This is a genomic window from Streptococcus suis, assembly GCF_002964045.1.
In the GTDB taxonomy this organism is placed as follows: domain Bacteria; phylum Bacillota; class Bacilli; order Lactobacillales; family Streptococcaceae; genus Streptococcus; species Streptococcus suis_U.
This window is the reverse complement of the sequence record NZ_POPB01000375.1, coordinates 1-14,096: the sequence shown is the minus strand read 5'-3', so window position 1 is coordinate 14,096 and position 14,096 is coordinate 1. Positions and strand designations below refer to the sequence as shown.

Annotated in this window: 4 protein-coding genes; 2 read left to right on the top strand and 2 right to left on the bottom strand. The window is 41.7% G+C overall.

Annotated features, from left to right (window positions below):
• Positions 1-156 precede the first annotated feature (156 nt).
• Together C1E99_RS09375 and C1E99_RS09370 are read right to left on the bottom strand one after the other, a co-directional pair.
• On the bottom strand, positions 157-897 hold the full coding sequence (locus C1E99_RS09375) for an amino acid ABC transporter ATP-binding protein (protein WP_105207369.1): 741 nt from the start codon (positions 895-897) through the stop codon (positions 157-159).
• Positions 897-3,095, bottom strand: a complete 2,199-nt coding sequence (locus C1E99_RS09370) for an ABC transporter substrate-binding protein/permease (RefSeq protein ID WP_105207368.1) — start codon at positions 3,093-3,095, stop codon at positions 897-899. The genes C1E99_RS09375 and C1E99_RS09370 overlap by 1 nt, the downstream gene beginning before the upstream one ends.
• Positions 3,096-3,293: 198 nt before the next feature.
• On the opposite strand from C1E99_RS09370, the gene uvrB reads away from it, so the two are divergent.
• Both uvrB and C1E99_RS09360 read left to right on the top strand, forming a co-directional pair.
• On the top strand, positions 3,294-5,279 hold the full coding sequence (gene uvrB / locus C1E99_RS09365) for an excinuclease ABC subunit UvrB (RefSeq protein ID WP_105207367.1): 1,986 nt from the start codon (positions 3,294-3,296) through the stop codon (positions 5,277-5,279).
• Between the two features lie 316 nt (positions 5,280-5,595).
• Complete coding sequence (locus C1E99_RS09360) at positions 5,596-13,956, top strand: G5 domain-containing protein (protein ID WP_161951180.1); 8,361 nt, start codon at positions 5,596-5,598, stop codon at positions 13,954-13,956.
• The last annotated feature ends 140 nt before the right edge of the window (positions 13,957-14,096 follow it).

Below are 14,096 nucleotides of genomic sequence, written 5' to 3'. Positions count from 1 at the left end.
TGCACTTTTTACACTAAAATTTAGTCCAAAATAAAACAATTTCCTTATTTTGACTATTGAACTCAAAATATTTTTCGTCAAATACCTTGATAAGCTTGACAAACGGTAGAAAAAAGCCTTGACTCTTGACTGTTGGTCAAAGGCTTTTCGTTTAGCTTACACGTTCAAGACCTTATCAAGGAAGTCTTTGAGACGTGGGTGTTGTGGGTTGTCAAAGATTTGCTCTGGAGTCCCATCTTCAAGAAACTCGCCGCCATCAGTAAAGATGACACGGTTAGCAACCTTGCGAGCGAAGCCCATCTCGTGTGTTACGATCAACATGGTCATACCTTGTTCAGCCAAGTCTTTCATGACGTTAAGAACGTCTCCGACCATTTCTGGGTCAAGGGCAGAAGTTGGTTCGTCAAAGAGCATGATGTCTGGGTTCATAGCCAAGGCACGAGCGATGGCAACACGTTGCTTCTGACCGCCTGAAAGGCTGTCTGGCATAGCATCACGTTTATCAGCCAAACCAACTTTTTCCAACAATTCCATGCCGACTTTTTCAGCTTCAGATTTGTCCATCAATTTATGTTCGATTGGAGCAAAAGTGATGTTGTCAAGTACAGACATGTGCGGGAAGAGGTTAAAGTGTTGGAATACCATTCCGACATTGGAGCGGAATGCATCCACATCGGTCTTAGGATCTGTCAAGTCATATCCGTCAACAGTTACTTGTCCACTCGTAATGGTTTCAAGTAAGTTCATTGTCCGTAGAAATGTTGATTTACCTGAACCAGAAGGACCGATGATACAAACAACATCGCCTTCATAGAATTTGGCAGTAATGCCTTTGAGGACTTCGTTTTTTCCATATGACTTATGCAAGTCATGGACACTAATTTTCAATTGAGCCATTATTTGCCTCCTTTTTCAAGATTACGAGCCAAGCGAGTCAAGAGTGTGATAACTACCAAGTAGATGATGGCAAGGATTGCATACATACGGAATGATTGATAGTTACGGGCAATGATGATTTTACCAGCTTGGAAGAGTTCTACTAAACCGATAGCTGAGATGATAGTAGTATCTTTCAATGTAATAACAAACTGGTTGATAAAGTTTGGCAACATGATTTTACCTGCCTGTGGCAAGATAATCTTACGCATGGTTGTTCCGTAAGAGATACCCAAACTACGAGATGCTTCCATTTGACCCGCAGGAACTGCCTGAATACCACCACGAACGATTTCTGCGATATAGGCACCTGAGTTGAGGGATAGGGCAATGGTACCAGCGACAAAGTCGTTGATTGGAGATTGTTGACCTGTGATAGATTCAATCAAGTTTGGAATGCCCCAGAAAATGAATGCGGCAACAATCATGAGTGGAATACCACGAACAACATCAACAAAAACTGATGAAGTAACGCGGAGTGCTTTAACTGGGCTAACTGCAAACATACCGAAGATGATACCGATGACAATTGCAATAGCGAATGATAGAAGAGCAAGTCCGATTGTGATACCGAGACCTGAGAGCAACTGGCCGTAGTTGTTTTTCAAGAGACCTACAATTGTTGTCTCGTCAACTGTTGTAGTGGTTGTACTTGTTTCTTCTGTTGTGTTGAAATATTTGTTCAAAATTTCATCGTACTTGCCTGATGCCACAAGAGCAGCCATACCATTGTTGAACATTTCAATCAATTCAGGGTTAGTACCTTTTTTAACAGCAAATCCATATTCACCAGATTTTTCACCAGGGATTGGAGTTGCAAAGTCACGACCTTGTTGGATAGCGTATAGAAGCACCGCTTCGTCATCCATGAGGGCATCAATAGAACCTGAGTTCAAGCTGTCATACATTCCTGAAGCTTCATCGAATGCCTTAAGTGTGTAACCGTACTTATCCTTGTTTTCTTCCAAGAATGTATAAGATGCAGTACCGTTCTTAGCACCAACTGTTTTACCACTTAAATTTTCATAAGAGGTAATGTCGCTACCATTTTTAACAGCAAGCAAGATGTTTGAAGTGTAATAAGCGTCAGAGAAATCAAAGATTTCCTTACGAGCATCTGTGATGGACATACCAGCGATAACTGCATCGGCTTGTCCAGCTTGTACAGCGTTCAAGGCTGCATCAAAGCCAGGGTTTTGAATGGTAATGGTAAAGCCTTGTTGTTCAGCAATGGCTTTAATCAATTCCATGTCGATTCCGACATAGTCGCCATTTTCATCTTGATACTCAAATGGAGCGAATGATGAATCTGCAACGATTGTATAGCTTGATTTTACAGGTGTTGCTTTGGTATTGGCATCACCAGTCAATGTTAGGCGAGAAGAGTAATCAGTAGTATCAGCAGAAGCGTTAGATGAACCTAACCATTTATTCATGATTTGATCATAAGTTCCGTCTTCCTTCATGGCAGCAAGAGCTTTGTTGAAGTCTTCTACAAGATACTCGTATTGGCTACCTTTTTTAACTGAGAAACCAAATGAACCGATTGCTTCACCTTCGATATCAATGCTAAGGTCTTGACCTTGTTGGATAGCGTATTGAATAACCGCTTCGTCATCCATAACTGCATCAACAGCACCAGTTGAAAGACTGTTGTACATCAAATCGCCAGTATCAAAGGTCTTAATGCTGAAGCCGTACTTGTCTTTGTTTTCTTCAAGAAAGGCCTGGGCAGCAGTTCCGTTTTTTACACCAACTGTTTTACCTTTGAGGTCTTCGTAAGAAGAAATCGTATTTGACTTGGTTGTAGCTACAACGATTTTTGTATCAAAGTAAGGATCAGAGAAGGTAAATACTTTTTTACGAGCTTCTGTAATGGTTGTACCTGCCATCAACGCATCGGCAGAACCTGATTGAACTGCATTGACCGCAGCGTCAAATCCTGGGAAGGTTTGATTCATTGTCCAACCAGAGCGTTTGGCAACTTCATTGATGATATCAACGTCTAATCCTTTATAAACTTGGTCTGAGTCTTTAAACTCAAATGGTGCGTAGGCGTTGTCGAAAACGATATCGATTGTATCATCAGCCTTGACACCGGTAAAAATAAAGAATACTGACAAAATACTTGTCAATAGTATGAGTAATTTTTTCTTCATTTTCATACTCCTTCTATTATAAAATAACTGTCCTAGTATATCATATTCTGAAAATTTTTGCAAAAGGATGTATTTCAATTATGTTACATTTTCTGACATATAACGTTATTGAATTGTTAGAAAATTTAATTTTTCGGAATTGATTGTGATTAAAGTTGAATCTTTCTTCATTAAAGAAACTTATGATAAAATAGAATCATGATTAATCGAAATACTGAAAACCAATTTAAACTTGTGTCCGAATATTCACCGTCTGGTGACCAGCCCCAAGCCATTGAAACCTTGGTTGATAACATCGAGGGGGGCGAAAAAGCCCAGATTCTCATGGGGGCGACTGGTACTGGTAAGACCTACACCATGAGTCAGGTCATCGCCCGTGTCAATAAGCCCACTTTGGTTATCGCCCACAACAAGACCCTAGCTGGTCAGCTCTACAGTGAGTTCAAGGAATTCTTCCCAGAAAATGCGGTCGAATACTTCGTATCTTACTATGATTACTACCAGCCCGAAGCTTATGTTCCGTCCAGTGACACCTATATTGAGAAGGACAGTTCGGTCAATGATGAGATTGACAAGCTCCGCCACTCAGCGACCTCAGCCCTGCTGGAGCGAAACGATGTTATTGTTGTAGCTTCGGTTTCTTGTATTTACGGTTTGGGTTCACCCAAGGAATATTCAGATAGCGTGGTCAGTCTGCGACCAGGTCAGGAGATTTCCCGTGATCAGTTGCTTAATTCCTTGGTAGATATCCAGTTTGAGCGCAACGACATCGACTTCCAACGGGGACGGTTCCGTGTACGTGGAGACGTGGTGGAGATTTTCCCGGCTTCTCGTGATGAACACGCCTTCCGTGTGGAGTTTTTCGGTGATGAAATCGACCGCATTCGTGAGATTGAAAGCCTGACTGGGAAGGTTTTGGGGGATGTGGACCACCTGGCCATTTTCCCTGCCACCCACTTCGTGACCAACGATGACCACATGGAAACGGCCATTGCCAAGATTCAGGCGGAACTGGAAGAGCAGCTCAAGGTCTTTGAGGCAGAAGGAAAACTCTTAGAAGCTCAGCGATTGAAACAACGAACCGACTACGACATCGAGATGCTTCGGGAAATGGGCTACACCAACGGAGTTGAGAACTATTCACGACACATGGACGGGCGAAGCGAGGGCGAGCCCCCATATACCCTGCTGGACTTTTTCCCTGAGGACTACCTGATTATGATTGACGAGAGCCACATGACCATGGGGCAGATTAAGGGGATGTACAATGGTGACCGCTCACGCAAGGAGATGTTGGTCAACTATGGTTTCCGCCTCCCGAGTGCACTGGATAATCGTCCGCTGCGCAGGGAAGAATTTGAGAGCCATGTCCATCAGATTGTCTATGTATCTGCGACGCCGGGTGACTATGAAATGGAGCAGACCGATACCGTTGTCGAGCAGATCATTCGGCCGACAGGGCTTTTGGATCCAGAGGTGGAAGTCCGTCCAACCATGGGCCAAATGGACGACCTATTGGGCGAAATCAATGCCCGAGTTGACAAAGGCGAGCGGACCTTTATCACTACCCTGACCAAGAAAATGGCAGAGGACTTGACCGACTATCTGAAAGAAATGGGTGTCAAGGTCAAGTATATGCACTCGGACATCAAGACCTTGGAGCGTACGGAGATTATCCGTGATTTGCGTTTGGGCGTCTTTGATGTCTTGATAGGGATTAACCTCTTGCGTGAAGGGATTGACGTGCCAGAAGTCAGTCTGGTTGCTATTCTAGATGCTGACAAGGAAGGTTTCCTTCGTAATGAACGAGGGCTCATCCAGACAATCGGTCGGGCAGCTCGTAACTCTGAGGGGCATGTGATTATGTATGCGGACAAGGTCACCGAGTCCATGCGGAAGGCCATGGACGAAACAGCCCGCCGCCGTCAAATCCAGATGGCTTATAATGAAGAGCATGGCATCATTCCACAAACTATTAAAAAGGAAATCCGTGACCTGATTAGTGTGACCAAGGCAGTCACTCAGGACAAGGAAGAAGTGGTGGACTTCAATGCCCTCAACAAAGACGAACGCAAGGCTATGATCAAGAAACTGGAAGGACAAATGCAAGAAGCGGCAGAAGTGCTTGACTTTGAATTGGCAGCCCAGATTCGTGACATGGTCATCGAGTTGAAGAATATGTAAATATGTCAGAACGATTTGGCCGAAAACTCCGAATCGTTTTTCTTTAATGTCTTTTTGATATAGCAGTTTTACAGCTATATGCTATTAAGATTTAAATGTACAATAGATTGCAACAACTATTATTATGTAAAAAACGAACTTTATTGATGGAGACTGGGATTTTCTTTAAATAGTTAACTGTATTTGTGAATGTTACATTGAAAAATTTTGATATGTTGTCTTCTTTTTGCGAATGATTTTATAAAAATAAACTAATTCATTGCAAGGTTAATCTATTCGGAATATAATGAAATTACTAATTAGGGGGTTAGGACATATGAAAAAGAATTTTAATGAGAAACGGCAGCGTTTTTCATTGCGTAAGTTGTCTATTGGTCTTGTATCTGCAACAGTTGCAAGCTTATTTTTCATGTCTTCATTTGTAGGGGCAAGTGAAGTCAGTGCGCAGTCGATTCAATATACTTATGTAACAGAGGAAGAGCTAACTAGTTCAGAAAAAGCGTCGATTATCTACGAGCAACCTGGAATTGTCGAGAAAACAGACGCGACTTATTACTTGGTCTATCGACCACAATTGCAGGATTTGCACATTCCGTTAGTAGAGTCTGAAGAAAAACAAAGTCCTCTTAACCAAACGTTACTAAATAGTACCATTTCTGAAACTGCTGAGAATAGTCAGAATAGTCCCCACACTCTTCCAAAAACAGGTGTTATTGAAAATATTTTGCTTGGAATGACAGGTATTTTTACTCTTGTATTAGCTGTAAAGGTTAGTAAGAAGGGGAAGAAAGAACTGGCAGGTGTGATTTTATTGACTGCTACTGGTGCTAGTTTCCTAGCTCCAACCAGTCATGCTATTTCCAGTCAAATTTTAGCGAAATTTAACCATGCTATTGAAGTTTCTGAAGGGCAGACATTACCTGCACCTAATGAAATTGAGGGTTACGTTTACATTGGTTATATAAAAGAAAGCAAGGAAGCGGTTGACAACTCAGAGGAGACTCCTGTCATCACGGAGAAACCTGATACAGCTCCGAGTAAGGAACTTCCTGAAGCTGCTATGACAGAAGAAATTGTGTCTGAAACCAAGGATATTCCATTTGAAAAAGTGACAGTCTATTCAAGTGCCCTATTGGTTGGTGAGCAAAAAGTGACCCAAGTTGGTCAGGTTGGTAAGCAAGTTGTTGAATCTAAGCAAATCTACGTGAACGGCCAACTTGTCAAGACTGAGAAACTATCTGCGAAAGTTCTTAGTGAACCTGTTGAGGAAGTGCTCATGATCGGAACAAAAGATTCGAGCATGAATTTGTCAAATTCGATTGACAAACTAGAACTTCCTATTGAAACAAAAAATATTAGCAAGACAGAAGATATTCCATTTGAAACCCATGAAATTGAGAATGCTTCCCTGGCTGAGGGTGAAACTCGTGTTGCTCAAGAAGGTGCAAATGGTGTTCGAACCATTACTATCCAACAAACGATTGTGGATGGGCAAGTTTTGAAGGAAGAAGAAATTTCTTCTGAGATAACCCAAGCTGCTATTCCAAAAGTTGTTGAAATTGGGACTAAGAAAACAGAAGAAACGATTGTGACGGAGGTCCCAGATACTGCACCAAGTCATCAGGTGCCTTCTATAGAGATTTCTGAGGAAATCACCAGTCACGTAGAAAGCATTCCATTTGAAACGCAGGAAGTTTATGATGCCAATTTAGCTGCAGGTGTTAGACAGACTGTTCAAGTTGGACAGGCTGGACAACGAGTGATTGAAAGCAAACAAACATTTGCCGGCGGTATTTTACTGAAATCTGAAATCATTTCCGAGTCACTACAAGCTGCAATACCACAAATTGTACATATTGGTACAAAACCAGTAAGTCCAATGCCAGAACCAGAGTCAGTACCTCAGCCAGAGCCTGTTCCACAACCAACTCCAGATCCTGGACCAGAACCAGAAACCCCAGTTGAAAATACCGACGAAATCGTTACAGAGGTTCCTGATACTGCACCTACATATGAAGTTCCTGCTATCCAATTAACAGAGGAAATTGTTTCAAATGTAGAGACAATTCCATTCCCAACTCAAGAAATTACAGATCCGAATTTACCCGAAGGGACTAGACAGGTCGTTCAAGTTGGGCAAGTCGGAACTCGTACCATAGATACAAAACTAACCTTCGCTGACGGAATATTGATTTCATCAGAAATACTTTCAGATGTGACAAGTCAACCGACAGCCGAGATTATTGCGGTTGGTACAAAAAAACAAGAATTAGATAAGCTCACAACAGAAGTTGAACAAACCGTTGTAGATATTGCATTTGAAACAGAGTATGTCGATGACCCAAACCTCCCTCTAGGGCAGGAACAACTTCAATCTCAGGGTGTTCCAGGACAAAAAACGATTACCACCACTTACACACTGATAAATGGTGTTCGTCAACCGAATCCTACCGTTTCAGAGCTGATTACCAAGCAACCAATTGCTCAAAAAATCGCTCGTGGTACAAAGGTTATTGAAGAAAAGACAGAGACTGAAACTACTACAGTCGAACTAGCATTTGATACAGTTGTTAGAGAGTCGGATAGTTTGTATCTCGGTGAGGAATCAATTCAAGTAGAAGGTAAGACTGGTTCTAAAGAAATCACGACTACTTATAAGGTTATTGATGGCGTTCGCCAACCAAATCCAACCGTAACCGAGAAAATTCTGACCGCACCAGTTGCCAAGCAAGTTCTCAAGGGTACCAAGCCAGTTGAAGCTACTGATGTTGAAAAACGTACTGAAGAAATCGCCTTTGCCACCCAGGAAACACCAAGTGCCGACCTTTATGTTGGCGAGGAAAAGGTAGTTACAGAAGGCAAGGTTGGTACGAAAGAAATCACTACTACCTACCAGACCCTCAAGGGCGTTCGCCAACCAAACCCAACTGTCACCGAAAAAGTTTTGATCGCACCAGTTGCCAAGCAAGTTCTCAAGGGTACCAAGCCAGTTGAGGGTACTGATGTTGAAAAACATACCGAAGAAATCGCCTTTGCTACCCAGGAGACCCCAAGTGCCGACCTTTACGTTGGCGAGGAAAAGCTAGTTACAGAGGGCAAGGTCGGTACCAAAGAAATTACCACAACCTATCAGACCCTCAAGGGCGTTCGCCAACCCAATCCAACTGTTACGGAAAAAGTTTTGACTGAGCCGGTTTCCAAACAAGTTCTCAAGGGTACCAAGCCAGTTGAAGGTACTGATGTTGAAAAACGTACTGAAGCAATTGCCTATGCCACCCAGGAGACCCCAAGTGCCGACCTTTATGCTGGAGAGGAAAGAATACTTGTAGCAGGTAAAGTCGGTACCAAAGAAGTCACTACGACCTACCAGACTATCAAGGGCGTTCGTCAACCTAACCCAACCGTAACCGAGAAAGTTCTAACTGCACCAGTTGCCAAGCAAGTTCTCAAAGGTACTAAGCCAGTTGATGGCACCGATGTTGAAAAACACACCGAAGAAATCGCCTATGCCACTCAGGAGACCCCAAGTGCCGAGCTTTATGTTGGCGAGGAAAAGGTAGTTACAGAAGGCAAGGTCGGTACCAAAGAAATTACCACGACCTACCAGACCCTCAAGGGCGTTCGTCAACCTAACCCAACCGTAACCGAGAAAGTTTTGACTGAACCGGTATCCAAGCAGGTTCTTAAGGGTACTAAGCCAGTTGAAGGTACTGATGTTGAAAAACACACTGAAGAAATTGCCTTTGCCACCCAGGAGACCCCAAGTTCCGACCTATATGTTGGCGAGGAAAAGGTAGTTACAGAAGGTAAAGTTGGTACTAAAGAAATTACTACCACTTACCAGACTCTCAAAGGCGTTCGCCAACCAAATCCAACTGTTACGGAAAAAGTTTTGACTGAACCGATTACTAAGCAAGTTCTCAAGGGTACTAAGCCAGTCGAAGGTACCGATGTTGAAAAACGCACCGAAGAAATTACCTTTGCCACCCAGGAAATAGCAAGTTCCGACCTTTATGTTGGCGAGGAAAAGGTAGTTACAGAAGGCAAGGTTGGTACGAAAGAAATCACTACTACCTACCAGACCCTCAAGGGCGTTCGCCAGCCAAACCCAACTGTCACCGAAAAAGTTTTGACAGAGCCGGTAACCAAGCAAGTTCTCAAGGGTACCAAGCCAGTTGAAGGTACTGATGTAATTGTTCGAAAAGTTACGATTCCTTACGAAACGAAGAGAACGGACACAGATGAACTTTACCTTGGTGATTTCAAAGTTGTAGTACAAGGTAAGGTTGGTACGAAAGAAGTCACCACTACCTACCAGACTATAAAGGGCGTTCGTCAGCCAAATCCGACGATTACTGAACAAGTATTGGTTGAACCTGTTGCAAGAGAAATTCTCAGGGGTACCAAACCTGTTACAGCCATTGAGAAGGATGTGAAAACAGAAGTATTACCTTTTGAAACAATCTATATTGACGATCCTACCATGCTTGAAGGTAAGACGAAGGTCGAAAAAGAAGGGAAGGATGGTTTGAAAACCATCACAACAGTCTATCAAACCATCCGTGGTGTCCGTCAGAATCCTCCTTTATCAATTGAAGAATTGATTGACCACCCTGAAAATAAGGTCATTCGAAGAGGAACAAAGGTAGAACAAATTCCAACGGTGACTATTGCACAATTAAATAAGGATGAAGACAAAAAATCCGCAACTGCCACCTGCTCACTGAACAATCCAACGGATAATTACCTTCGCGCGGTTGCTCTGCTTTATAAGGGAGAAGAGCTTGTTCAAGAGAAGGAAATAACGGATGCGAACGGTAGTATGGAATTTACCAATCTGGATTTCTATACTGACTATACCTTGAAAACGAAAGTATTCTATACTTTAGATAGTGTTGAACACAATGCTATCCAGGAAAGCTTGCGTGAATTTGACCTTGTTTATAAGAAAATTGAAATCAAAGATATTGATGCAGTCACTGTTTACCGTCGTAAGAATGGTGAATACACATCAGCACACTTCCTGGATGAAACGCCAACAAATCCTGATGATTTGTTTGTGAAGGTTACATCTGATCGATTCAAAGATATGTATCTACCAATCTCATCCATCAAGGAAACCACCAAGGATGGACAGGCTGTTTATGAGTTGACTAGTAACTTTGATCAATTGGTTGAAGACAAGGGGAATGGTTTTGTTCAAAATAGAACATTCTACATTCCAAAAATTACAAAACAGGCTGGCATTTATACCGACTTCACTTCTTTACTCACAGCAATGCAGGCTGATCCTACAGGAACATTTACTTTAGGTGCCAATCTTTACGCCGATGAGGTGCAAGTTGGAGATGTCAAAGCCTATATGACAGATACTTTCCGAGGTCAATTGATTGGTGAGTCAAATGGTAAGAAATATGCGATTCATAATCTAAAAGCACCATTGTTTAATAAGATTGATGGAGCAACTATTTCAGCGGTTGATTTGAAAAATGTCCAAATTAGTTCTGCTTTACACCGCGATCTCGGAAGTTTGGCAAATGAAACTGCTTATTCAACGATTTCGGATGTTGCGGTTGAAGGAAATCTTCGTGCGCAACGAAACCTCGGTGGTATCGTGTATAAATTGGATTACCAATCACGTTTGTCAAATGCAAGTTTCCAAGGTAGATTAGATTCTTATGGAAGAGGTGAGTCATACGTAGGCGGTATTGTCGGTATGAACCCTGGTTCATATATTTCCAATGTGAAAGCCGATGTTGCAATTACCATTCTTGGTGAAAACAATCAGGCTGCTGGAGCCATTGCTGGACGAGTGACAGGTTGGCAGAGTGGAAATGAAACCAACTTGAAGAATGCCTTTGCTACTGGTAGCGTGACCAACCTTGGTACAAGCCAAAAAGTTGGTGGTATGGTCGGAACCAATGACAAGGGGTGGAATTATGGTAGCTTTGACAATCTGGTCAGTCAAGTTCAGGTGACTGGTGGACATCCAGTCATCGGTCAAGTGTTTGACGCAGCAACAAAATTAACCAATGCTTACTCAACAACCGCAAGTGATCTAAGTCAGCAAATCTCGGAACAAGAAGCGAATAGCAAGTTAGCAAGTATGCAGATTACAGCAACGACTGCTGATTCAAATACCAAAGACTTGAATGCTTATTCTGTAAATTATATGGCATTGACTGATGCACAATCAGACCACGCCACAGCTTACTTCAACATGGAGAAACTCTTACCATTCTACAACAAGGAATTGATTGTCTACTATGGAAATAAAATTTCTTCAACAGATAAGCTAAATCAGGTTAAACTGATTGATGTTGTTCCGATGAAGGGGGATGCAATCGTTGCAGATATGGTCGCGGACAAGGCTGCTATCAACAAGATTATGCTTTACTTTGAAGACGGAACGGTTGACTACAAATCCGTTGCCTATGCTGAAGACTTTAAGAATAATCATATCTTAGAATATGATATTTCAAGTATGCACATTCCTTACACACCAGAAAGTTTTGTGAACCAAAACGATGCCATGGTGAACAGATTAGTCGACTTACTGAGCCCAATCGCCTATGAATCAGAAGCATTGTTGAAACAGCTCAATCCGCCAGCACAAGCTGCAGAACAAACAACAAATGATATCAATGATATGTACTTCAAATCAAGTTTCACACGTATCAAAGATAATCTAGCTAGCTATCTACGAAAAGTTCTGACTGCCACAATGAATGGTCAGGGCCAAAGTGTTGAAACCTATTTTGAAAGCAAGATTGCTGAAAATAAAGAAGCATTCTTATTGGGTCTATCCTATCTAGATAGATGGTATGATATCAATTATGACCAATTAAATACCAAAGAGTTGACTTTGTTTAATATGGACTTCTTTGGAAATCATTCTGCTTCAACATTAGATGCCATTATTTCAATCGGTAAGGCAGGTCATGCAGCTTTAAGACCGAAAAATAATGTGGAACTCTACTCGTCTTATTTGGCAGAAATGACTGGTAAATCAACCGTGTTTGATTTGGTTGAATCCTATCGTAAGGTATTTACGCCAAATAAAACAGATAACCAGTGGTTCAAAGACAACACCAAAGCCTATATCGTAGAGATGAAGTCTCAAGTTGAAGAAGCCTTGGAGAAACAAAACACTGCGACAAAACATAGCAAATACGCAGTCGAAGTGTATGATAAGATTACCAACCCAACTTGGAGATACCGTCAAATGCTATTGCCATTATTGACAATGGCTGATGAGGATATTTATATCATCTCAAATATGAATACGGTAGCCGTTGGTGCCTTTAGTCGATACAGAGACTTGGTAAATCATCCTGAAAAACGTGCGGAAGTCTATGCAATCATCAATCAAGCTGCCATTTGGCAACGTGACCATACGGACTTCCGGTACAAAACATTAAATGACGAAAATAAGGATAAGATGTTTGGTGCCTACATGAACACGGATGGTTTTGGCTTGTTTGACGAAAATGGAAGAAGGGTATGGCATAATCTGTCAAGTAGCAATGCTGCCATCCAAAGTTTCTTTGGACCGATTGCAAAATGGTACGGTAACAATGGCACAGCAGCCTATGCAAATGGCTCAGAAACACACTTTGTGGCCTACTTGATGTTGGATAAAGGTGGAAGTTCTACCTATACGCATGAAATGGTCCATAACCTGGATTCTAATACATTCTTCTATGGATTTGGTAGGAGAACTGGACAAGGGCCAGAGCTCTATGCGCGTGGATTCTTGCAAAATGTCAGCAACACAGAAGATAATATCATTGGTCTTAATACGCTTTACACTGAACTAGATAAGAAAGATTCCTTAATTCGTGTTCATCCATACAATCCAGTAGAGCGATTCAACAGCCAAGAAGATTTGAATACCTATGCTCATCATATGTTCGATGCGATTTATATGCTTGATTATCTAGAAGGTAGCGTTGTTTTACAACAAGATGCTGCAGTCAAGAAAGCATGGTTTAGAAAGATTGAAAACTACTATGACGGTGTTCATGCTGGTAACCAAATTCGTCCATTGACTGATGAAGAAGTGGCTAAATTAGTGACATTTGATGACTTAATTGATCAAAGCATTATGAACCGTAGACAGTATTCTGATAATGAAAAACTGGCTAGAAACGGCTATTATTACACCTTCTTATTGTCACCGATTTACTCTGCCCTAGATAATCCAACAGGGGCACCAGGTGACTTGATGTTTAGACGTATGGCCTATGAACTACTGGCTGCCAAAGGCTATGATGAAGGATTCGTTCCGTATGTAAGTAATCAATCGAAGTCCCAAGCTGCAAATGGCATTGTGAATGATACACTCGTTCTACAACATGTCTTTAATAATCAGTACACATCTTGGACTGATTTCAAGAAGGATATGTATAAAGACCGAATCGATCAATTGACAAAATTGAAGCCAATTACGATTGTGTATGAACTTGATAAACCAAATTCAACAAATACAGTGACTATCAATTCTTATCAAGATTTAGAAAATCTGATGAAAGCAGCAGTGGAAGAGGACATGAAACGCTTGGATCGAGCGACTTCAAATGTGAATACAAGTTGGGTTCATAGCTTGAAGAGAAAGGTCTATAGTGAACTCTTGCGTTCAACTGATGAATTCAGAACCTCTATTTTCAATCCTTAATCAAATATGTCATAAACCATGAATAAACGGCTCTTTGTCAACTGTAGTGGGTAGATGAAAAGCTAACACCTAGAGAGGACGAAGTTCGTTCTCTCTTTCTTTATGTTCAAAGCAATCAAAATACGTTTTTTAAAATTTTC